The organism is Nocardia noduli, assembly GCF_019038455.1.
GTDB classification, from domain to species: Bacteria; Actinomycetota; Actinomycetes; order Mycobacteriales; family Mycobacteriaceae; genus Nocardia; species Nocardia noduli.
This window is the reverse complement of record NZ_JAFMPL010000002.1, coordinates 94593-115916: the sequence shown is the minus strand read 5'-3', so window position 1 is coordinate 115916 and position 21324 is coordinate 94593. Positions and strand designations below refer to the sequence as shown.

The window sequence follows — 21324 nt, the reverse complement described above, 5'->3', positions numbered from 1 at the left end:
CTCTGGCTGATTTCCTGGTTAAGCTGGCCGACATGAGGACGGCGGTGCTGCGTATCAATATCGACCCGGCCGGTGAGCTCACCGATGAGCAACTGGCGCAAGGGGTCTCGGCGTTGCGTGCGGGGGTCGTGGCATGGGACGGCGAGGTGCTGGGCGGTGACCTGTCCGCCGCGCCGACGAATCGGCGCGAAGTGCAGTTGCTCGTCGCCACCGACGACGCCGACGGCGCACATCGGGCCGCGCTCGAACTCTGCGCGCGGGCCTTCGGCACCGAACCAGCCGCCGGTGTGGTGACCTTCATCAGCCGCGGCACCGACGACGACGCCCGCGGCGTCCTCGCCGGATTCGGGCTGACCGCCGAGGTCGTGCGGACCCAGGACGCCGACGGGTTCGACGTCGTCTCGGTGATCGTGGCGAAGGAAGATCTCGAGCGGGTGCCGGAGAGTCGCCTGCACACCGCGCTCGAGGCCTCGCTCAACTGCGAGGTCACCGTTCTCGCGAAGTGAATCGCGCGCGGCCATCAGCTGCTCAGGAATCGCAGGATGGCGGGCGCGGCGAGTACCCAGGTGTCGAACAGGTTGTAGCGGTTCACTTTTCCGGACGCGCGATCTTCCATCGCGCGTTCCCACGCGTCCTCGGGCCACGGCGGGTCGATCAGGACCGAACCGCGGATCAGGCAGCTCACCTCCAGCGAGGTGCGTTTGGGGTGGTCCAGATCGTTCTCCCCGCCCCGGATGATCATGGTCGGCACGGTGATGCCGTCGAACAGTTCGTCCTCGACGCCGGGAATGGTCTGACCGGGTTTGGGGACGTAGGCGTTGAGCCAGCGCAGTTGCAGTTTCACGAACTCGTCCCGATCCAACGCGAGCAATCGCTCCTTGTTGGCCGGATTCCGTTCGATCAGCTCACGCCATTCGCGCAGCCGCACCAGACTCTCCACACCACCGCCGCGCGCGGCCTGCAAACTCGGCATGATGTAGTACGAGCCGAGATTGAACGACCCGTACACACCGCCGACGATATTCCACAGCACCAGTCTCTCGACCAGTTCCGGATACAGGATCGCGGTGATCATCGAATCCCGCGCACCGCCCGATCCGCCCGCGAGCACGCACGGTCCGGTATCGAGCGCGGTCAGTAGTCCGTGCAGGGTCTGCGCCCGCATATGCGATTCGCTCTGTCCGTAGAACTGAACATCGGAATCACCGCAGTTCGGGCGGTCCCACAACAGCACCCGATAGCCGCCGTCGACCAACGCCCGGGCGAGTGGCCGCAAACCGGGGATATCCATGCCGAACCGCCCACCGGGGGTCAGCACGATCAGTTCGCCCGCCTCGCCCAGTATCTCGTAGGCGACGCGGCCACCGTTGATCTCCACCGAGCCCATCACGGTCTCCTTCGACTGTTACTCATGCCGTCACGACGACGTCGTCACCGACGATCCGCACCGGATAGGTGCGGATACTCCACTCCGGCTTCACCGCCGTCGTTCCGGTAGCGAGTTCGAAACCCCACTGGTGCCACGGACAGAAGATGAATTCCTTGTCCCGCACCATGACCGCGTCACCCGGCACGCTCTCGTCGACGACCGTGCGCCCCCTGGTCCGGCCCGAACACAGCGGACCGCCTTCGTGCGGACAGTAATTCGCGATCGCGTAGTAGGTGCCGCCGACGTTGTAGACGCCGACACCGTGCCGCCCGATCGGCACCACCTTCGACTTCCCGGGCGGGATCTCGTCGACGGTGGCGACGACGTGCTCACGCCCCTGCGCCAACCTGCGCTCACCGGCGGGTCCAGAGGTGTCCGACACTCAGAACACCCGCCTCTGGCCCTGGAGCACGGGCACCGTCTCCGGGAGGTGGTAGGTCTCGATGCCGTTGCGGAACATCACCCGCTCACGCGCGTAAGTAGGTAAATGTTTCGCGAGCCAACTGGGATCGTCGAAGGTCCAGTGCGGGTAGTCGGAGGAGAAGAGCAGGATCTTCTCGCAGTCCATCCACTCGAACGCCCGGGTCAACTCGGTCTTGTCCTCGGGGTAGTCCAGCGGCTGGGTGGTGAACTTGATGTGCTCCTTCACGTATTCCGAAGGCTTGCGGCGGATTCCGGTGAAGGATTTACGCGCCTCGTAGATGGCGTCCATCCGCCACATCAACGGCAGGATCCAGGTGAAGGCGTGTTCGACGAACACGATCCGCAGGGTCGGGAACCGGTCGAAGACGCCGTCGAAGATCAGGCTCATGATCTGATTCGCCGCGAGCAGCGAGTAGGTGACCATGAAATCGTGGTTGTAGCTGGGGAATCCGACCGGGGTCATCGGCATCGTCTCGAACGCGCCCCGCGCCAGATGGCAGCTGACCACCAGGTCGTGCTTGGTCGCCGTCGCCCAGATCGGGTCGTACTTCGGATCACCCCACGCCGGACGGGGTTCGGCCTTGATGAGGATCTGGGACATGTACTCGTGACCCGCCCAGTGCTCGATCTCGCGGACCGCGCCGACCGGATCGTCGATCGCCGCGCAGATCGAACCACGCCACCGGGTGTGCCAATTGTTGTGCGAGTCGAGCCAGTGGTTGGCCAGCCAGTGATTGACCCCGGTCGCCAACGCCTGGGTCGCCTCGGGCAGCCGCGCGGCCTTGACGGTCGGCTCCAGGATCGCGATATCCGAACCCGCGTCCAGGATCAACTGACGAAACGCCAGATCCGGGTCACTGCCCGGGAATTCACCGTTCTCCGGGAACGAGTCCACCCGCATCGCGTACGCGTGGGCGTAGTCGGGCGCGTCGTAGAGGATGGTGTCCCCGACGCGATGACTACGAAAGTACGACGTGCGATACGGCTCGGGAATGTACTCGAGAAGTTCCCCGCGCCGCGGCACGGGATGGACGTCCGAGTCGACGACCCGGACGGCGACCTGCTCGGCGGCCGGTACGCGTGCTTGCTGATGGGCCAAGGTCATGGTCGTCTCCTTGCAAGGGACCGAAAAGCGACTACCGGGTGCCCGACGGAACCGGAATTTCGATTCCGTAGAGTCCGGCCGCGTTGCGCCAACAGAGCTTCTCGCGCTGTTCGGCGGTGAGTGCGGAAGGCAGCGAATCGATGTCGCCGCTGTGCCAGTGTGGATAACTGGACCCGAACATCACCATATCTTCTTTGCCCGTGAATCCGAGCCATTCACCGGCGAATTCGGTATCGCCGGGACCGTCCAGGCTGCCCTGGACGAAGTACACGTGGCCGGGCAGATAATCGCTCGGCATGCGCGGCGCCCACGGTGTCTGCTCGAGATGCGGACGACCGAAGGTGTCCATACGCCAAGTGAACGGGGTCAGCATATCCGCGGCGCCGTCGGCCCACACGAATTTCAACGCCGGGAACCGTTCGAAAACGCCCTCGGCGATCATATTCATCAGGTGGTAGATGTAGTTGAGCGACTGGAAGCCCAGGTACTGCTCGTAGGTGCGCGGATGTCCCGAAGGCGTCGGCGCGAACCCGATGCTCTCACCGGTCTCCACGTGCGCCGCCACCGGAAGTCCGGCCGCGGCCGCGGCTTCCCACAGCGGCCAGAACTGCGGTTTGCCGTAGAGCTCGCGTGATTGCAGCGGGATACCGATCTGGACGACGCCCGGATGGTCACCCCACTTGTGGATTTCGCGCAGCGCGCCCGGGATGTCCTCCGGATTCACGCGGATCGTGCCGCGGAACCGGGAGGAGTATTCGCCCTTGTCGAGCCAGCGGGTCACCATCATCTCGTTGTGCGCGGCCAGGACCGCGGTGGTGAGATGGCGGTCGGGCAGGATGCCGCGGGTCATGGGATGCAGGATCGCGATGTCGACGCCGCGTTCGTCGAACAGTTGCCGTCCGACGAACTCCGGATCGGAGCCAGGGTATTTGCCCCGGCCCTCGGGCTTGGTCCCGGCGGCGTATTCGCCGCCGGGAGCGCCGTACCAGTCCATCTCGGCATCGGGGATGCCACGGCTCCTGTAGGGCTCACGCAGGAAACCGCGCATATCCCTGTTGGAACCGAAGAAGATGTGCACACTGGCATCGATCACGGGGATGCTCGACCCGTCGGCGGTGAACTTCATCGAATCTGCGCGACTTCCGGACGTTCGGTGACCGGTGCGGCCAGACCGTATTTCTCGCAGGCCTCTTGCAGGGTCTCGAGTGTCTCCTCGAGGCCGGGGCCGAGACGTTTGCCCGGGGTGAAGGTGGCGGGGAGTTTACGCATGCCCTGGATGACACCGATGGTGTCGTAGTGCACCGCGCCCTCGGGGTCGCAGCGGAAATCGGGCATGCGGTCCAGTACGGCGGTGAGCATGGATTTGAAGACGGTGCGCGCCACGTTCGAGCCGATGCAGCGGTGGATGCCGAGTCCGAAACTGAAGTGCCGGTTGCCTTTTCGATCGAGGACGATCTCGTTCGGATCCTCGAAGATCGAGGGATCGCGGTTGGCCATCGCCCAGGACAGCCACAGCCGTTCACCCTCTTTGAACCGGGTGTTGTCGATCGTCACGTCTTCGGAGATGGTGCGTCCGTCGCCTGGCGCGGGGGTGTAGAAGCGCAGGAATTCCTCGGTGGCGGGGTCGAGCAGGTGGTCGCGCTCCTCGCTGAGGGTGGTGCGCTGTTCCGGGTTCTCCGAAAGCCATTCCAGGGCGTGGGCGGTGAGTGCGGTGGTGGTGTCGAACCCGCCGCCGATGATCAGGCCGAGCATGCCGAGCAGTTCCAGGTCGGGGGCGGGTTCGCCGTCGATGCGGAGCTGGGCGAGGCCGTTGACCAGGCCGGGGCGTGGGTTCTGCTTGATCTCGTGCATGTTGGTGAGCAGGTCCAGACCCATCGCGCGGTGCATCTCCGCGACGCGGGTGACGTCGGGTGAGTCCTCGGGGGTGTAGACCGCCGCGTGCACGGGCTCGCTGTAGATCGACCACTGCTTCAAGGGGATGCCGAGCATGGCCAGGGTCAGTACGGCCGGGACGATATTGGCGAGGTCGTCGACGAAATCGATACTGCCGGACTCGATCTTCTCGTCCAGGGCGGCGCGCGTGATCTCGTCGATGAACGGTTCCCAGCGCTTGACGGCGGCGGGGGACAGGTAGGGGTTCAGGACCGCCCGGTAGATGCGGTGTTCGGGATCGTCCATCTCGAGGATGCCGCCGCGAACGACCGAGACGCGCTTGGCGTAGGGGATGGAGATGCCCTTGTAGCCGCGGCGTTCGTTGTTCAGGTCGTGGTCATTGGAAACCGCTGGGCAGCGGGCGAGTTCGAAGACCGCGTTGCCGCTGGCGGCGACCCAGTGCCCGCCGTGGGTTTCGGTCCAGGCCACGGGACATTTGGCCTGCATCTCTTCGGTGATCTCTTGGAATTTGTGCCGGTATTCGGCGGTGTGCCGGTCGAAGTGGTACTGGGTGCCCTTACGGCCTTCGTCAGTGGCGACGTCGTCAGTGCTCACGGTGTTGTCTCTCTTTGATCACGGTGTCGGCCGCCCCGCGAATGACAGGTGCTCGCCGCTCGAATCCGGTTGTCCACCTAAAGATATGCGCCGCACCGTCAGACGGTGCGGCGCAATCAGGTCGTTCAGATCTTGAAGTCGTACCACTTCAGGTAGCCGCCGCCGTCGACGCGCAACTGCACGCCGGTGACGTAACGGCCTTCGTCGGAGACCAGGAACAGGATGGCGTTGCTGATGTCCTCGGGCTCGATGTACGGAATCGGCATCGCCTGCTGCACACCGAAGACCGGCTCGGCATCCGCGCGGGTCGGGTGCTCCAGATCCGGGCGGAACGAGCGGTACATCGGCTCGCTCTGCAGCATCGGGGTGTTGCAGTTGGTCGGATGCACGGTGTTGACGCGGATTCCGCGCGGTGCGATATGGGTGGCGAGGTCGTGGACGTAGGACGCCAGCGCGCGCTTGGAGTGCACGTAGGCCGCGCCGCCGAGATCCTTGCCCGGCACGTCCACCTTGGAGGTGTCCATCAGCGCGGCGGTCGAACCGGTCGCGACGATGGCGGCGCCTTCGCTCAGATGGGGGAGCGAGACCTGGATGGCGTTGATGGTGCCGACCAGGTTGGTGTTGATGACGTCGGTCCACGCGTCGATCTGCGGCTCGCCCTTCATACCGGCGATGCCCGCCTGGGCGATGACGATGTCGAGCCTGCCCAGTTCCGCGATACCGGCCTCGAGCGCGGCCTTGAGCTGCGCGGCGTCACGCACATCGGCCTTGGCGGTGAAGCAGCGCTGCCCGGTCTTGGTCACCAGGGCCGCGGTCTCCTCCAGATCCTCGGGCGTCGCCAACGCGTATCCGACGGTGGTCAGGCTCTCGCACAAGTCGATCGCGATGATGTCAGCGCCTTCTTCGGCCAGTCGCACAGCGTGGCTACGACCCTGGCCACGCGCGGCGCCCGTGATGAATGCGACTTTGCCCGCAACACGTCCCACAGTGATCCCTTTCTATCCCCCAACCGATGCGCAAGAATTTTACTTCCGCTATATGAGAACGGTACTCTACCCATAGATTGCCTGCAAGACTCTGGCATCTACCTGGCGAATTGATGCCATTCTCGCTGCGGATACGCGCGCTCCCGTTCACACTCGTTCGAGGCGGTGTCGGTGCATCGCATATTAGTTCCTCTCGCGTACTGAGAATGGTGTTTTCACATGCGAACGATTCCCTCTGAACTGCGGACCCGATACGAGCAGGAGGGCTGGTGGACCTCCGATACGCTCGGTGACCTGCTGAGTCGCAGTCTCGCGCCGGCTCGGGACAGAGATTTCCGCGTGCACTCCGATGTCAGGCCGTGGTCGGGCACGGTCGGCGAGGTCGAGCTGGTCGCGCGCAGGCTGGCCGCGGGCCTGCGCGCGCGGGGCATCGGGCCGGGCGATGTCATCGCCTTCCAGCTACCCAACTGGATGGAAGCGGCGGCCACCTTCTGGGCGTCGGCCTTCCTCGGCGCCGCGATCGTGCCGATCGTGCACTTCTACGGGCGCAAGGAACTCGCGCACATCTTCGAGACCGCCCGGCCGAGCGTCTTCATCACCGCCGAGCGGTTCGGCCGGATGACCTACGAACCCGATGTCTGCGCCGACATTCCGGTGGTCGGCGTGGTCGGGCGCGATTTCGAACAGCTGCTCGCCGACGAGCCGATGGCCGGCACGCTGAGCATCGATCCGGCCGCGCCCGCGCTGATCGCCTTCACCTCGGGCACCACGAGCGCGCCCAAGGCGGTGGTGCACAGTCATCAGACGCTCGGGTGCGAGGCCAGGCAGCTGTCCGAGCGCAACGTCCGTGACCGCAGCATCCAGCTGACCGCCGCACCGGTCGGTCATTTCATCGGAATGGTCGGCGCGTTCGTCATCCCGGTGCTGCACGGCAAGCCGATCCACCTCGCCGACGCCTGGGATCCGAAGCGGGCGCTGGCGTTGATGAAGGACGACGGCCTGGCGATCGGCGGCGGTCCACCGTATTTCGTCACGAGTCTGCTCGAGCATCCCGATTTCACCCCGGAACACCTGCGCGGGGTGCAGTACTTCGGGCTCGGCGGGTCGGCCGTGCCGCTCGCGGTCACCCGCAGGCTGGCCGATCTGGGCATCACCGCTTTCCGCGCCTACGGCAGCACCGAACATCCGTCGATCTCCGGGTCGCTGTTCGACGCGCCGGAATTCGAACGGTTGGCGACCGACGGCAGGCCGATGCCCGGTGTCGAGATCAGGTTGGCCGAAGATGGCGAAATCCTGAGCCGGGGGCCGGACCTGTGCGTAGGGTATCTCGATGAATCGTTGACGGCGAAGGTGTTCGACGCCGATGGCTGGTACCACACCGGCGATATCGGCGTCCTGCACCCGGACGGTCACCTCACGATCACGGATCGCAAATCCGACATCATCATTCGCGGTGGCGAGAACATCAGCGCGCTCGAGGTGGAGGAGTTGCTCCTCGGCATGCCCGAGGTCGCCGAGGCGGTGGTGGTCGCCGTGCCGGACAACCGATTCGGTGAACAGGTCGGCGCCGTGCTGCGGTTGCGGTCCGGGCATCCCATGCCGTCCCTGGACGGGGTGCGGCAACATTTCGAGGCGGCGGGAATCGCGCGCCAGAAGTGGCCGGAGCGGCTTTTCGAGGTCGCGGAGTATCCCCGCACCGCCAGCGGGAAAGTCCAGAAACATCTGCTTCGGGCAGCTATTGCGGACGCGTCGCTGTGAGAATACGATTCTCTTATTAGAAGATGGAGGTTTTCATGAGAAACCCACCCTCTACCTGGGACGATACTGTCGACGTTGTCGTGCTCGGCAGTGGAGCCGCCGGTCTGACAGCCGCTCTCAGCGCCGCCGTGAACGGCGCGGAGGTGGCCCTGTTCGAGAAGTCCGCCACCATCGGGGGCACCAGCGCCGTCTCCGGTGGAATCGCCTGGATTCCCGCGCATCGCCGGTCACCGGACGGAGAGCTGACCGCCGAGGCCGCTTTGAGCTACTTACGCGCGCAAGCATTCGGCTCGATGGACGACGAACTGGTCGACACCTTCGTGCGCACCGGCGCGGCGATGGTCGACTTCGTGGAGGAGCACAGCGGCGTCCGCTTCGAAATCGCCGATGGTTTCCCGGATTACAAACCCGAACTGCCCGGTGGTAGGCCGACCGGCGGACGCTCGCTGAGTCCGGTGGCCTTCGATCTGACCAGGCTCGGCGAGTGGAGCGACCGCATCACCGCGTTCCCCGCCGACTGGAGCAATGTCGGTTTCGACGCGGAGACCAGGGCCAGACTGCACGTCACCGTCGACAACGAGGCCGGTGATCCGTGCGTGGCGGGCACCGCCTTGGTCGCCGGACTGCTCGCGGGTGTGCTCGCGGCGGGCGTGCGACCGCGCACCGACGCGCGCGCGGTCGAACTGATCGCCGAGGACGGCGCCATCGTCGGCGTCCGGTTCACCACGGCGACCGGCGAACTCGCCGTCCGGGCGCGCGGCGGTGTCATCCTGGCCACCGGCGGTTTCGAATGGGATCAGAACCTGGTCAAGGCCTATCTGCGCGGGCCGATGCACGGCGCGGTGTCACCGCCGAACAACACCGGCGACGGACTGCGCATGGCCATGGCGCACGGCGCCGACCTCGGCACCATGAGCGAAGCCTGGTGGGTCCCCATCGTGCGGATCCCCGGCGACACCATCGACGGGCAGCCACGCAGCCGCAGCGTCCGCCTCGAACGCACCCGACCCCGCAGCATCATGGTCAATCGCGCGGGCACACGGTTCGTCAACGAAGCGTCGGAATACAACTCGATGGCGGGCGCTTTCCACTACCTCGACCCGCGTGGCGGGTACGTCAACGATCCGGCCTGGATCGTCTTCGACGCGATTCACCTGCGGCGCTACGGATTTCTCGGCATCGCGCCGGGTGACCCGGTGCCGGACTGGTTCTGCGAATCGGCCGATCTCGCCGAACTGGCCGCGAAGACCGGTATCGACCCGGACGGCCTCGCCGCGACCGTCGCGCGCTGGAACAGCGCCGTCGCCGACGAGGTGGACCCGGACTGGGGCCGCGGATCGAGCGCCTACGACGGGTGGTGGGGCGACGACTCGGCCGCCACCGTCGCGGGGCGCACCCTCGGGCCGCTGGACACCGGGCCGTATTACGCGGTGCCGGTGACCGTCGGCGCGATGGGCACCAAGGGCGGACCGCGTACCGATCGCGACGGCCGGGTGCTGCACGTCGACGGGCACGTGCTGCCCGGTCTGTTCGCGGCGGGCAACGCGATGGCCGGTGTCACCGGCCGCGCCTACGGCGGCGCGGGCGGCACCATCGGCCCCGGGATGACGTGGGGTTTTCGCGCCGGACACACGGCGGCGACCGGTAAGTCGGTCGAGTGCTGACACACAGACGGGCGACTGCGCCGGGGAGATGGAGGTAGCGAGTGGCCGAGTACGAAAGCATCTGGAGCGACCTACAGGGTGTGTCCCTCACCCAGGGATACCTGGACGTGGGCGGAGTGCGCACGCGGTACCTGCACGCCGGTGACCCGTCGCTGCCGACCTTGGTGTTGCTGCACGGGTCCGGCGGTCACGCCGAGGCCTACATCCGCAATCTGGAGGCGCACGCCGAGCACTTCTCGACGTGGTCCATCGACATGCTGGGGCACGGGTACACCGACAAACCCGGTCATCCGCTCGAAATCGCCCACTACGTCGACCATCTCATCGCGTTCTTCGACGCGATCGGGGTCGAGAAGGTGAGCCTGAGCGGCGAGTCGCTGGGCGGCTGGGTCGCGGCGCGGGCGGCGTTCGACCACCCGGAGCGTATCGACCGTCTCGTGCTCAACACCGCGGGCGGTTCCCAGGCCGATCCGGTCGTCATGGCGCGCATCGTGACGCTGTCCATGGCGGCGGTGAGCGATCCGACCTGGGAGACGGTGCAGGCCAGGATCAAATGGCTGATGGCCGACAAGACCAAGGATTACGACGATATCGTCGCCAGCAGGCAGCGGATCTACCGTCAGCCCGGTTTCGTCGCCGCCATGCGCGACATCATGGCGTTGCAGGACCCGGAGATCCGTCAGCGAAATCTGCTGGGGGAGAAGGAGTACGGCGGCATCAAGGCGCCGACCCTGGTGCTGTGGACCAGTGACGACCCGACCGCGGACGTCAGCGAGGGACGGCGTATCGCGTCGATGATTCCCGGCGCGCGTTTCGAGGTCATGCCCGACTGCGGGCACTGGCCCCAGTACGAGGACGCGAAGACCTTCGACGCCATCCACCTCGACCATCTGCTCGGCGGTCGGCCGTGACCGAGGAACGCACAGCGGATGTGGTCCTGGTCGGCGCGGGACCGGTGGGATTGACCCTGGCCAATATCCTGGGCCGCCACGGCGTTCGCGTCCTGGTCGTCGAGGAACGGGCCACCCTGATCGACTATCCGCGCGGTGTCGGGCTCGACGACGAATCGCTGCGCACCTTCCAGTCGATCGGGCTGACCGATCGAATCCTCCCGCACACCACGCCGAACCAGATCCTGCGATTCGTCGACGCCCGACGCAAACTGCTCGCCGAGATCGCGCCCACCGACACCTCGTTCGGATGGCCGAAACGCAACGGTTTCGTCCAGCCGCTCGTCGACGCCGAACTGCTCGCCGGTCTGGACCGCTATCCGAGTGTCGAGATCCTGTGGCACCACGCCATGCGGTCGTGCGCGGACGCGGGCGAGACGGTGCGCGTGGTGGTCGACGGGCCGCGGGGGTCCGCGACGATCGCCGCGCGGTACGTGGTCGGCTGCGACGGCGGCCGGAGCGCGACCAGGCATCAGATGGACGTCAGCTTCGAGGGGACGACGTCCTCGACCCGCTGGCTCGTCGTCGATATCGCCTCGGATCCGTTGGGACATCCCAATATCGAGGTCGGGGCCGATCCGGCACGGCCGAATGTCTCGGTCTCGATCGCGCACGGCATCCGGCGTTTCGAATTCATGATCCACGACGACGAATCCGACGAACTGGCCGAGGATCCCGCGTTCGTCGCGAAGATGATCGCGCCGTTCGTGCCGTACCCGGATCAGGTCGATGTCATCAGGCGACGGGTGTACACCCATCATTCGCGTATCGCGAGCGCGTTCCGGCGCGGCAGGCTGCTGCTCGCGGGCGACGCGGCGCACCTGATGCCGGTCTGGCAGGGCCAGGGATACAACAGTGGGATCAGGGACGCGGCGAATCTGGGCTGGAAACTCGCCACCGTGGTCAACGGGCACGCGGGCGACGCCCTGCTGGACAGCTACGACCAGGAGCGGCGCAAACACGCCCGCGCCATGATCGACCTGTCCACGATGGTGGGCAAGGTCATCTCGCCGACCAACCCCGGGGTCACGGCTTTCCGCGACGTCGCGGTGCGGATCGCGGCGGCCATACCGCCGGTGAAACGCTATGTGCTCGGCATGCGGTTCAAGCCGATGCCGCGCTACGACCGAGGCGCGGTGGTGCACAAGCACACTCGCTCACCTCGCTCGGCGGTCGGCACACTGTTCATCCAGCCGCGCGTGGACACCAGGGACCGTTCCGATGTCCCGCTCGACGAGGTGCTCGGCCCGTGGTTCGCGGTGCTGTGCTGGAACAACCGGCCCCGCGAGGTACTCGGCGAGGCGGCCTTCGCACGATGGAAATCGCTGGGCGCGGTCTTCGTCGCCGCCAGGCCCGCGACACAGCTGCACTGGACCGGCCACGACGATCCCGATGTGGTGGTCGTCGGCGACCGGACCGGTGCGCTCAAGAGTTGGTTCGACGGGCAGCTGGATTCGGTGCTGTTCCTGCGTCCCGACCGCTGTGTGGCCGGTGCGTGTATCGCCCAACTCGCCCCCGAATTGAGCGCGGAGTTGTTCGCCGCGCTCAATCTGACCGACGGAGGTGACCATGCCGCTGGCTCTGTGCTGCGTCTCGCACAGCCCTCTGCTTGATCTGCCGGGACCCGACGCGGAACTCGTCGACGAGGTCGGCGGCGCGCTCGCGCAGGCGCGCGAATTCGTGCGGGCCTGGGATCCGGAACTGGTGGTGACGTTCTCACCCGATCACTACAACGGCTTCTTCTACCGCCTGATGCCGCCGTTCTGCCTCGGCACCTCGGCCCAGGGCATCGGCGACTACGGCACTTACGCGGGTACGCTCGACGTGCCCGAGCAACTGGCGGGCGACTGCGCGCAGGCGATACTCGACGCGGGCGTGGACATCTCGGTCTCGGCGACGATGGACGTCGACCACGCGACCACCCAGCCGTTGCAGCGACTGCTCGGCGACGCTCGCGCGCTTCCGGTGATCCCGATCTTCGTCAACGCGGTGGCGACACCGCTGGGACCGCTGCGTCGCGCCGCGGCTCTCGGCAGGGCGGTCGGCGAATACCTCGCGTCCCTGGACAAGCGGGTATTGCTCATCGGCTCGGGCGGACTGTCGCACGATCCGCCCGTTCCCGCGCGAGCCACGGCCACCGGCCCGGTGCTCGACCGCATCGTGCACGGGACGCCGCAGACACCGGAACAGCGCGCGGCCAGGCAAACGGCGGTGATCGCGGCCGCTCGCGACTTCGCGGTCGGTGAAAGCCCCCTCAAACCCCTCAACCCGGACTGGGATCGGTTGTTCCTCGACCTCGTCGACGAGGGCAGGCTCGACGCGTTCGACGACTGGGACAACGCCACGATCACCCGCGAGGGCGGTAATTCCGCCCACGAGATCCGCACCTGGGTGGCCGCCTACGCCGCCCTGGCGACCCAGGGCAGCTACCTGACCGGTGTGCGCTACTACCGCGCGGCCCCGGCACTGATCGCCGGATTCGCCGTGCGCACCGCGATTCCGGACACCGACCGGACCGCGCGGGCGAACGACAGGAGAAGACAGTGATGTCCGAGACATCCGAGACCTTCGACGAATCCGTCGACGTCCTGGTGATCGGCTCGGGCGGCGGCGGCATGGCCGCGGCGCTCACGGCCGCCGACGCCGGACTCGACGTGCTCGTGGTCGAGAAGGCCGATCGCTACGGCGGTTCCACCGCGCTGTCCGGCGGCGGCATCTGGGTGCCCAACGCTCCCGCGCAGCGTCGTGACGGATACTCACCCGATCCGGAAGAGGTCGTCGCCTACCTGCGGACCATCACCGAGGGGCTGGTCACCGACGCGAGGTTACGCGCGTATGTGGAACAGGCGCCCGCGATGATGGAATTCCTGGAGAAGTGCGGTCCGTGGCTGGAATTCGTGTGGAAGCCCGGCTACGCGGACTACTACCCGGAATTACCGGGCGGCTCCGAACAGGGCAGCACGATCAACGTGCCGCCGATCGATCTGCGGGTGCTCGGCGACGAGGAGCAGAACCTGCTCGCGCCACTGGCGTTGGCGCCCAAGGGCATCTGGCTCGGGCCGAAGGATCTGCGGCTGTTCTATCAGGTGCGCCAGAACTGGCGCGGCAAGGCCGTCCTGCTCAAGCTGCTGTGGCGGATGTTCCGGGCGCGCGTCTTCGGCGACCGGATCGCCGCCATCGGGCAGTCGCTGGTGGCCCGGCTGCGACTCGCGATGCGGGACAGGAATATTCCGCTCTGGCTCAGCTCTCCGATGACCTCGCTCATCACCGCGGCCGACGGTTCGGTGATCGGCGCGGTGATCGAACGCGGCGGTAAGCGGTTGCGCGTCGAGGCCAGGGGCGGGGTGATCATCGCGGCGGGCGGGTTCGACCACGACATGGCCTGGCGCAAGGAGCACCTGCCCGAGATCGAGGACGACTGGAGTTTCGGCAATCCGCTCGCGGTCGGCGACGGCATCCGCGCGGGACAGCAGGTCGGCGCGGCCACCGAACTCATGGACGAGTCCTGGTGGTTCCCGGCGATCCAATGGCCCGACGGCCGTATGCAATTCATGCTCAACGAACGCATGATGCCCTCGCAGTTCATCGTCAACGGCGCGGGCGAGCGGTTCATCAACGAGGCCGCGCCGTACATGGACTTCGGTCACGCGATGATCGAGGGCCAGCGCTCCGGCGTCGCGCACATCCCGTGCTGGCTGATCACCGACGCGCGCTCGTTCCACCGCTACGTGGTGGCGGGACATCTTCCGCTGCCGAAGATTCCGTTCGCACCGGTACCGACGGGCCGCAAGATCCCGCAGGCCTGGCTCGACTCCGGGGTCGTGCGCGAGGCGAACTCGTGGGCCGAACTCGCCGCGCAGATCGACGTGCCCGCCGACGCGCTGCGCGCCACCGCCGAGCGGTTCGACGTATTGGCCCGGCAGGGCGAGGACCAGGACTTCCACCGTGGCGCGAGCGTCTACGACAACTACTACGGCGACCCGACGCTGCCGAACCCCAATCTCGCGCCGCTGGGCAAACCCCCGTACTACGCGTTCCGCATGGTCCTGGGCGATCTCGGCACCTCGGGCGGGCTCAGCACCGATGAACACGCCAGGGTGCTGCGCGAGGACGGCGGCGTGATCGCCGGGCTCTACGCGGTCGGCAACGCGTCGGCCCCGGTGATGGGCCGCAGCTACGCCGGCGCGGGCGCGACCATCGGTCCGGCCATGACCTTCGGCTACATCGCGGTGAAACACATTGCCGCGCAGACCGACACCGCGCCCGACACAGACGACAACATCCGGCCCGAGCCCGACGCCGCGGCCGCCGACACCGACTCGCCGTTCGATTCCATCGGAGGAAATAGATGAAGGTATCCCTGTTCTACGAGTTCGCCCTGCCGCGGCCGTGGGCTGCTGATGACGAGCAGAAGATGTTCCAGGAGGGTTTGAAGGAGGTGGAGGCCGCCGACAAGGCCGGCTTCTCGACGGTCTGGCTGACCGAGCACCACTTCCTGGAGGAGTACTGCCACTCCACCGCGCCCGAGATGTTCCTGGCCGCGGCCAGTCAGCGCACCAAGGACATTCGTCTGGGGTTCGGCATCATGCATATGCCGCCCGCCATCAACCACCCGGCGCGCATCGCCGAACGTGTCGCCACCCTCGACCTCATCTCGAACGGCCGGGTGGAGTTCGGCACCGGTGAGTCCTCCTCGGTCGGCGAGCTCGGCGGCTTCAACATCGACCCGGCCGATAAGCGCGATCAGTGGGAAGAGGCCGTTCAGGTCGCCATCCGCTGCATGGTGGAGGAGCCGTTCACCGGTTTCAAGGGTGAGCACATCCAGATGCCCGCGCGCAACGTGGTGCCCAAGCCGTTGCAGCGGCCGCACCCGCCGGTGTGGGTCGCGTGTACGCGGCCCTCGTCGGTGCAGATGGCGGCGCAGAAGGGTATGGGCGCACTGAGTTTCGCCTACACCGGTCCCGAGGCGCTGGGCGAGCGGGTTCGTGGCTACTACGACGAATTCGAGAACGCCGCCGCCCCGTCGATCCCGGTGATGAACCCGAATATCCTCGCCATCGGCGGCGATCTGTCGATGATGGTGGCTCCCACCGACGAGCAGGCCGTCGAGCGGCTCGGAATCGGTGGCGGGTTCTTCTCGTTCGGGATCATGCACTACTACATGACCGGAATGCACACCCCGGGTCGTACGAAGGTGTGGGAGACCTACGCCTCGGAGGTCGCCAACGACCCGACCCTGGCCTACGGCCCCGGCCGCGGCGCGATCGGTTCGCCGGAGACGGTGCGTGAATTCCTGCGCAGCTACGAGGCTTCCGGTGTCGACGAGATCATCCTGCTGCTGAATCCGCGGGCGCACGAGGCCACGCTGGAATCCATCGAGTTGATGGGCAAGGAGGTCCTGCCGGAGTTCATCGAGCGTGACGCGGCGGCGGTGAAGGCCAAGGCCAAGCGCATGGAGCCGATCCTGGCCAAGGCCGAGACGCGTCGTCGGCCGTGGGCCGTTCCCGCGATGGACGAGGAGTACGCGTTCGGTGGTCTGCCGACCGGTCGCGGTGGCTCCTTCACCGCGAGCGAGATCCCCGAGGCGATGGAGGAGATGGCGGCGGGCCAGGCCCAGGCCGCCGAACGCGCCGCGGGAGAAGCGTCGTCATGACCGCGAGTGTGGGTGCCTGAACATGGCACCCATCCACGAATTGTGGCGCTACGACGGTAAACGAGCCGTCGTGACCGGGTGTGCCTCGGGAATCGGGGCATGCCTGGTCGGCCAGTTGCGTGAACTGGGCGCCGAGGTGGTCGGGCTCGACGTGGTGCCGCCGTCGGTGGAACTCGACGAGTTCCACCAGGTGGATATGGCCGACCCCGCCGCGATCGATCGCGCCGCGAACGCGATCGGTCCGCGGGTCGATTCGCTGTTCAACGTCGCGGGCGTCTCGTCGGGGATCGGGAATCCACTGCGCGTGGTGACCATCAACTTCCTCGGTCTGCGGCAGTTCACCGAGGCGCTGGTGGGGCGGATGAAACCGGGATCGTCGATCGCGAGCGTCTCCTCGCTCGCGGCCGCGTCCTATCGCGAGAACCAGGACAGCGTGCGCGGACTGCTCGACACCGGCGGCATGGCCGAGGGTGTCGAGTGGTGCGGGCGGAATCCGGATGCCGTGGCGGACGGCGGATATCGCCTCTCGAAAGAGGCGATCATCCTCTACACCATGGCGAACGCCGCGACGCTCGGCGCTCGCGGCATCAGAATCAATTGCACCGGACCGGGAGTGACGGAAACGCCAATCCTGGATCAATTGCGAACGGCCTACGGACCGGAATATCTCGACGATATCCCCAAACCGTTGGGCCGGGTCTCCGATCCTTCCGAGCAGGCGGCTGTGCTCGCCTTTCTGAACAGTGCCGTGGCCAGTTATGTGACCGGTCAGGTGCTGTGGGTCGACGGCGGCAATGTGGCCGGACGAATCACGGCGGAGACGACCTCGCCGTGACCAACCCAACGACTCGAACAATGCGAGCGACAAACGTGGAAGGAGCAGCATCGTGGCCAGTTTGACCGATTTCCGGCGGGTCGCCGATGGTGTGCGGAACTGGGGCCGATGGGGCGCCGCCGACGAACTCGGAACTCTCAATTTCATCACCCCCGGCAAGGTCAGCGAAGCGGCCGGTCTGGTCAGGCACGGGAAAGTCTTCCCGCTCGGCATCGATTTCGGCTCCAACGGACCGCAGGGCGCGTTCCAGTTCCGCCAGAATCCGGTGCACGTGATGACCGTGGACGGCGGCGACGCGCGGACCCTGGTCGAATACGGGCCGAAATGGCTGTCCAATACCGTGGGGCAGGAGCTGAGCAGCTTCTTCGACGGCGCGCAGAATCCGTTCCGCTTCAACGACGACATGATCATCATGCCGTTGCAGGCCGCCACCCAGTGGGATGCGCTGTCGCACGTCTACTACGAGGACAAGCTCTACAACGGGTTCCCGGCGGACTCGGTCACCAGTCTCGGCGCTTTCCACTGCGGTATCGACAAAGTGGACAGCAAGGGCATCACGTCGCGGGGTGTGCTGCTCGACCTGGTCCGGCACCGCAAGGCCGATACCTACCTCGCGCCGGGCAGTCCCATCACACCCGAGGAATTGGACGAGGTGGTGGCGGCCCAGGGCGTCACCGTCGGCAGCGGCGATATCGTGCTGATCCACACCGGGTGGCAGGCGCGGTATCTGGAGACGGGCGACCGGGGCGAATCCTATTCGGGCTTGGATTGGCTGTGCGCGTCGTGGCTGCACGAGCGTGAGGTGGCCGCGGTCGCGGCGGACAACCTCATGGTCGAGGATCCGACCTCCGGCGTCGACGGCACCTTCCTGCCCATGCACATGCTCTGCCTGCGGGACATGGGTCTGATGCTGGGCGAGTACTGGGATCTCACCGCGCTCGCCGCGGATTGCGCCGCCGACGGCGTGTACGAATTCCAGCTCGTCGCACCGCCTTTGCGAGTCGTCGGCGCGGTCGGCTCGCCGATCAACCCGATCGCCATCAAGTAGTGAGAGCACGAGGTAACGGTCATGACCGCAAGTACAACCAGCGCCGTGGATGTCACTGTGACAGGTGACGGGCGTCCGTTCGTCGTCGGAATCGGCGGCACCCTGCGTGCGAACTCGTCCACCGAGCGGGCGCTGCGGCGCTGTTTGGCGGCGGTCGAGCAGCAGGGCGGGCGGACCGCGCTGTTCAGCGGCGAGGACATCAACCTGCCGATGTACAGTCCGCACGACGAGAGCCGGACACCGCGGGCCACCGCCCTGGTCGAGGCGTTGCGCGCGGCCGACGCCGTGATCGTCGGATCGCCCGGCTATCACGGCGGCATCTCCGGGCTGGTGAAGAACGCGCTCGACTACGTCGAGGACATGCGCGCCGACCCGACCGTGTACCTCGACAACAAGCCGTGGGGCTGCATCACCTGCGCCTACGGGTGGCAGGCCGCGGTGGGCACGCTCGGCCAGCTACGGGTGATCGGCCACGCGCTGCGGGCGTGGCCGACACCGCTCGGCGTGGCGATCAACTCGGCCGAGCAGATCTGGGACAGCGCGGGCGAATTGACCGATGCCACGGTCGAGAGTCAACTCGAGATGCTGGCTACCCAGGTGCTGACCTTCGCCCGCAGTTCGGGGGCGAACCCGTGAGCGGCCCGGCCGCGGTGGACCTCGCGGTCGAGGCGGTGCGATCCGGACGGATGGTCATCGTCGTCGACGGCGAGGACGATTCGGCGACAGGCAATCTCGTGCTCGGCGCGGGACATGCCTCGGCCGAAGCCGTCAATTTCATGGCGACCCGGGGCCGCGGCCTGATCCGGGTCGCCATGAGCGCGGCGCGGCTGGATGCCCTCGGCATCCCACCCGCCGACACCACCGCGACCGGGCCTGCTCGTGACACATTCCGCGTGTCGGTGGACGTGGCGGCCGGAACCGCGCGCGGTATCAGCGCGCGCGGTCGCGCCGAAACCATTCGCGCGCTGGTTGATCCCGCCGCCACCGAACGGGATTTCACCCGCCCCGGGTATGTCTTCCCGGTCGGGTGCCGCGAGGGTGGTCTGCTCGCCGCGGTGGGAGAGTCGGCAGTGCGGTCGCGGGTGGCGGCGCTCGCACAGCCGATAGCAGTGACCGCGCAGCCGGAGGGGGTGGCCTCGCGGTCGGAGCCGGCGGCTGCACAGCCGCCTGCGGTCGGCTTGCACGCGGAGGCCGCGGTCGAACTGCTGGTGTCGGCGGGACTGGAACCGGCCGCGGTCCTGTGTGAGATATGCGGTGTCGACGGTGAATTGGCCCAACTGCCGGAACTGCTCGAACTCGGCGGGGCGCACGACATCCCGGTGATCGGCATCGCCGAACTGATCGAGTACCGCCGTCGCGAGCTGTGCCGGGTACAGCGGGCGGGGGAAGCCCGGATACCGCTGGAAGCCGGGCAGTTCCGCGCGATCGGCTACGTCGACGGCACGGGGCGCGAACATATCGCGCTCGTCCACGGCGATCTCGCCCGCGCCGAGGCTCCGCTGGCGCGGATACAGAGCGAATGCCTGCTCGGCGACGTGTTCGGATCGCGTCGCTGCGAATGCCGCGACAGTCTGCGCCGGTCGCTGGCGCTCATCGCCGAGACGGGTGACGGCGTGGTGGTCTACCTGCGCGGTCCAGATGACGTGGTGTCCCGCACGCCCGCGACCTGCCCGCGCGCGTCACCGGACCTGGCCTCACGAAACGCGCTGTTGCACAGTGATATCCGATCCGCCGGTGATATCCTGACGGACCTCGGCGTGCACGCTGTCCGTTTGCTCGTCGATACTGCCGACACCGTCGACCTGCCCGCGGATATCGCGGTGGTCGAACGTGTCGACATCGTCGCCGATCCGCTGTCGGACGGAGCCGGTCGGCTACCTGCGGACCGCGCCGTCCGTCACACCGGGCTCGGCGGGGCGGCCGCGAGTCGGACGGCGGTGAACGGCATCGCGGTGAATGGGACCGCGGCGACGGGAACCGTGGTGACCGGGTCTACCGCGACCGGGACTGCGGTGACCGGGACTGCGGTGACCGGGGTCGCGGTGAACGGGACCGCGGTGAACGGGCCCGCGATCGACACGGTCACCCGAACGACGGTGGACGCGGTGAACAGAGTGGGGAGTGCGACATGACGGTCGAACGGAGAACCGTTGTCGTGGACGGGTTGTCCACGAGTTATCTCGAAGCGGGCGCGGGCGATTGTGTCGTCCTGCTGCACGGCGGCGAATTCGGGGCGAGTGCCGAACTCGGCTGGGAACACACCATCGAGGCGCTCGCCGAACGCTATAGGGTACTCGCGCCCGATATGCTCGGGTTCGGCCATTCGGCCAAGGTCATCGATTTCACCGACGGCCGCGGAATGCGCATCAGGCATATCGCGCGATTCTGCGCGGCGGTCGGGGTGAATTCGGCGCATTTCGTCGGCAATTCGATGGGCGCGATCATGTTGCTCGTCGACGCCACCTCGGAATTCCCGCGACTGCCGGTGCGCAGTCTCGTCGCGATCTGCGGTGGCGGCGAGATCCAGCGCAACGAGCACATGCAGGCGCTCTACGACTACGACGCGTCCTCGGAGGCGATGCGCCGCATCGTGACCGCGCTGTTCCACGGGGCCGAGTACCCGGCGGACGAGGGGTATGTCGGCAGGCGTTTCCTGTCCAGCACCCTGCCCGGCGCCTGGGAAGCGGTGGCGGCGGCGCGGTTTCGCAGGCCGGGCCTCGACGCGCCGTCGGCCCCGTCGAGCGAGCGTGCCTACGAGCGCATCTCGGTGCCGACCCTGATCGTGGAGGGCGGCGGCGACAAACTGCTGCCACCGGGCTGGGCGGCGGAGATCGCCGGGCGGATCGCGGGGGCGCGGTCCGTCGTCATCGATGGGGCGGGACATTGCCCGCAGATCGAACAGCCCGACGCGGTGAACACGGTGCTGCACAAATTCCTCGACGCCACGGCGACCGCCGTGTCGCCGACGAAACGAAAGGAATGAGGG

At 67.0% G+C, this 21324-nt stretch carries 19 protein-coding genes; 13 read left to right on the top strand and 6 right to left on the bottom strand.

Annotated features, from left to right (window positions below):
• Nucleotides 1–32: 32 nt before the first annotated feature.
• Nucleotides 33–506 (top strand): hypothetical protein, encoded by a 474-nt coding sequence (locus JZ792_RS02525; protein ID WP_216906410.1) that lies wholly within the window; start codon nucleotides 33–35, stop codon nucleotides 504–506.
• A 14-nt stretch (nucleotides 507–520) separates the two neighbouring features.
• On the opposite strand, the gene JZ792_RS02520 is transcribed toward JZ792_RS02525, so the two are convergent.
• The 6 genes from JZ792_RS02520 to JZ792_RS02495 form a co-directional block, all read right to left on the bottom strand.
• Nucleotides 521–1387, bottom strand: coding sequence for an alpha/beta fold hydrolase (locus JZ792_RS02520; protein ID WP_216906408.1), 867 nt, complete (start codon nucleotides 1385–1387; stop codon nucleotides 521–523).
• A gap of 22 nt (nucleotides 1388–1409) precedes the next feature.
• Complete coding sequence (locus JZ792_RS02515) at nucleotides 1410–1811, bottom strand: Rieske (2Fe-2S) protein (RefSeq protein ID WP_109524124.1); 402 nt, start codon at nucleotides 1809–1811, stop codon at nucleotides 1410–1412.
• The gene (locus JZ792_RS02510) at nucleotides 1812–2957 is read right to left on the bottom strand and encodes an amidohydrolase family protein (protein ID WP_216906406.1); all 1146 of its coding nucleotides are present in this window, start codon (nucleotides 2955–2957) and stop codon (nucleotides 1812–1814) included.
• 31 nt (nucleotides 2958–2988) lie between these two features.
• Nucleotides 2989–4083 carry an amidohydrolase family protein gene (locus JZ792_RS02505; RefSeq protein ID WP_216906404.1) on the bottom strand — a complete coding sequence of 365 codons (1095 nt, stop codon included), beginning with the start codon at nucleotides 4081–4083 and terminating at the stop codon, nucleotides 2989–2991.
• Entirely contained in the window at nucleotides 4080–5444 is a 1365-nt protein-coding gene (locus JZ792_RS02500; protein WP_216906401.1) for a cytochrome P450, read from the bottom strand. The genes JZ792_RS02505 and JZ792_RS02500 overlap by 4 nt, the downstream gene beginning before the upstream one ends.
• A gap of 125 nt (nucleotides 5445–5569) precedes the next feature.
• Nucleotides 5570–6430 carry a mycofactocin-coupled SDR family oxidoreductase gene (locus JZ792_RS02495; RefSeq protein WP_216906399.1) on the bottom strand — a complete coding sequence of 287 codons (861 nt, stop codon included), beginning with the start codon at nucleotides 6428–6430 and terminating at the stop codon, nucleotides 5570–5572.
• A 219-nt stretch (nucleotides 6431–6649) separates the two neighbouring features.
• Between JZ792_RS02495 and JZ792_RS02490 the strand changes: the two genes are divergently transcribed.
• The 12 genes from JZ792_RS02490 to JZ792_RS02435 are packed head-to-tail and all read left to right on the top strand — an operon-like array spanning nucleotide 6650 to nucleotide 21321.
• On the top strand, nucleotides 6650–8188 hold the full coding sequence (locus JZ792_RS02490) for an AMP-binding protein (RefSeq protein ID WP_216906397.1): 1539 nt from the start codon (nucleotides 6650–6652) through the stop codon (nucleotides 8186–8188).
• A 35-nt stretch (nucleotides 8189–8223) separates the two neighbouring features.
• Entirely contained in the window at nucleotides 8224–9852 is a 1629-nt protein-coding gene (locus tag JZ792_RS02485; RefSeq protein ID WP_216906395.1) for an FAD-dependent oxidoreductase, read from the top strand.
• Between the two features lie 41 nt (nucleotides 9853–9893).
• Nucleotides 9894–10763: an alpha/beta fold hydrolase gene (locus JZ792_RS02480; protein ID WP_216906393.1), complete on the top strand. Its 870-nt coding sequence runs from the start codon at nucleotides 9894–9896 to the stop codon at nucleotides 10761–10763.
• Nucleotides 10760–12415: a bifunctional 3-(3-hydroxy-phenyl)propionate/3-hydroxycinnamic acid hydroxylase gene (locus JZ792_RS02475; RefSeq protein WP_216906390.1), complete on the top strand. Its 1656-nt coding sequence runs from the start codon at nucleotides 10760–10762 to the stop codon at nucleotides 12413–12415. Before JZ792_RS02480 ends, JZ792_RS02475 begins: the two co-directional genes overlap by 4 nt.
• On the top strand, nucleotides 12372–13349 hold the full coding sequence (locus tag JZ792_RS02470) for a 3-carboxyethylcatechol 2,3-dioxygenase (protein WP_216906387.1): 978 nt from the start codon (nucleotides 12372–12374) through the stop codon (nucleotides 13347–13349). The genes JZ792_RS02475 and JZ792_RS02470 overlap by 44 nt, the downstream gene beginning before the upstream one ends.
• On the top strand, nucleotides 13349–15154 hold the full coding sequence (locus JZ792_RS02465) for an FAD-binding protein (protein ID WP_216906385.1): 1806 nt from the start codon (nucleotides 13349–13351) through the stop codon (nucleotides 15152–15154). The genes JZ792_RS02470 and JZ792_RS02465 overlap by 1 nt, the downstream gene beginning before the upstream one ends.
• The gene (locus JZ792_RS02460) at nucleotides 15151–16455 is read left to right on the top strand and encodes an LLM class flavin-dependent oxidoreductase (protein ID WP_216906383.1); all 1305 of its coding nucleotides are present in this window, start codon (nucleotides 15151–15153) and stop codon (nucleotides 16453–16455) included. The genes JZ792_RS02465 and JZ792_RS02460 overlap by 4 nt, the downstream gene beginning before the upstream one ends.
• A gap of 22 nt (nucleotides 16456–16477) precedes the next feature.
• Nucleotides 16478–17290, top strand: a complete 813-nt coding sequence (locus JZ792_RS02455) for a coniferyl-alcohol dehydrogenase (protein ID WP_216906381.1) — start codon at nucleotides 16478–16480, stop codon at nucleotides 17288–17290.
• A gap of 52 nt (nucleotides 17291–17342) precedes the next feature.
• Complete coding sequence (locus tag JZ792_RS02450; RefSeq protein ID WP_216906379.1) at nucleotides 17343–18338, top strand: cyclase family protein; 996 nt, start codon at nucleotides 17343–17345, stop codon at nucleotides 18336–18338.
• A 21-nt stretch (nucleotides 18339–18359) separates the two neighbouring features.
• The gene (locus tag JZ792_RS02445) at nucleotides 18360–18974 is read left to right on the top strand and encodes an NADPH-dependent FMN reductase (RefSeq protein WP_216906377.1); all 615 of its coding nucleotides are present in this window, start codon (nucleotides 18360–18362) and stop codon (nucleotides 18972–18974) included.
• Nucleotides 18971–20470: a 3,4-dihydroxy-2-butanone-4-phosphate synthase gene (locus JZ792_RS02440; RefSeq protein WP_216906374.1), complete on the top strand. Its 1500-nt coding sequence runs from the start codon at nucleotides 18971–18973 to the stop codon at nucleotides 20468–20470. The genes JZ792_RS02445 and JZ792_RS02440 overlap by 4 nt, the downstream gene beginning before the upstream one ends.
• Nucleotides 20467–21321, top strand: a complete 855-nt coding sequence (locus tag JZ792_RS02435; RefSeq protein ID WP_216906372.1) for an alpha/beta fold hydrolase — start codon at nucleotides 20467–20469, stop codon at nucleotides 21319–21321. Before JZ792_RS02440 ends, JZ792_RS02435 begins: the two co-directional genes overlap by 4 nt.
• The last annotated feature ends 3 nt before the right edge of the window (nucleotides 21322–21324 follow it).

What these genes read in the sequence shown, in the direction of transcription:
- JZ792_RS02525 (WP_216906410.1), top strand. Translation starts at nt 33, where the DNA reads ATGAGGACGGCGGTGCTGCGTATCAATATCGACCCGGCCGGTGAGCTC.
- JZ792_RS02520 (WP_216906408.1), bottom strand. Translation starts at nt 1,387, where the DNA reads ATGGGCTCGGTGGAGATCAACGGTGGCCGCGTCGCCTACGAGATACTG.
- JZ792_RS02510 (WP_216906406.1), bottom strand. Translation starts at nt 2,957, where the DNA reads ATGACCTTGGCCCATCAGCAAGCACGCGTACCGGCCGCCGAGCAGGTC.
- JZ792_RS02505 (WP_216906404.1), bottom strand. Translation starts at nt 4,083, where the DNA reads ATGAAGTTCACCGCCGACGGGTCGAGCATCCCCGTGATCGATGCCAGT.
- JZ792_RS02490 (WP_216906397.1), top strand. Translation starts at nt 6,650, where the DNA reads ATGCGAACGATTCCCTCTGAACTGCGGACCCGATACGAGCAGGAGGGC.
- JZ792_RS02485 (WP_216906395.1), top strand. Translation starts at nt 8,224, where the DNA reads ATGAGAAACCCACCCTCTACCTGGGACGATACTGTCGACGTTGTCGTG.
- JZ792_RS02470 (WP_216906387.1), top strand. Translation starts at nt 12,372, where the DNA reads ATGCCGCTGGCTCTGTGCTGCGTCTCGCACAGCCCTCTGCTTGATCTG.
- JZ792_RS02465 (WP_216906385.1), top strand. Translation starts at nt 13,349, where the DNA reads ATGTCCGAGACATCCGAGACCTTCGACGAATCCGTCGACGTCCTGGTG.
- JZ792_RS02460 (WP_216906383.1), top strand. Translation starts at nt 15,151, where the DNA reads ATGAAGGTATCCCTGTTCTACGAGTTCGCCCTGCCGCGGCCGTGGGCT.
- JZ792_RS02455 (WP_216906381.1), top strand. Translation starts at nt 16,478, where the DNA reads ATGGCACCCATCCACGAATTGTGGCGCTACGACGGTAAACGAGCCGTC.
- JZ792_RS02445 (WP_216906377.1), top strand. Translation starts at nt 18,360, where the DNA reads ATGACCGCAAGTACAACCAGCGCCGTGGATGTCACTGTGACAGGTGAC.
- JZ792_RS02435 (WP_216906372.1), top strand. Translation starts at nt 20,467, where the DNA reads ATGACGGTCGAACGGAGAACCGTTGTCGTGGACGGGTTGTCCACGAGT.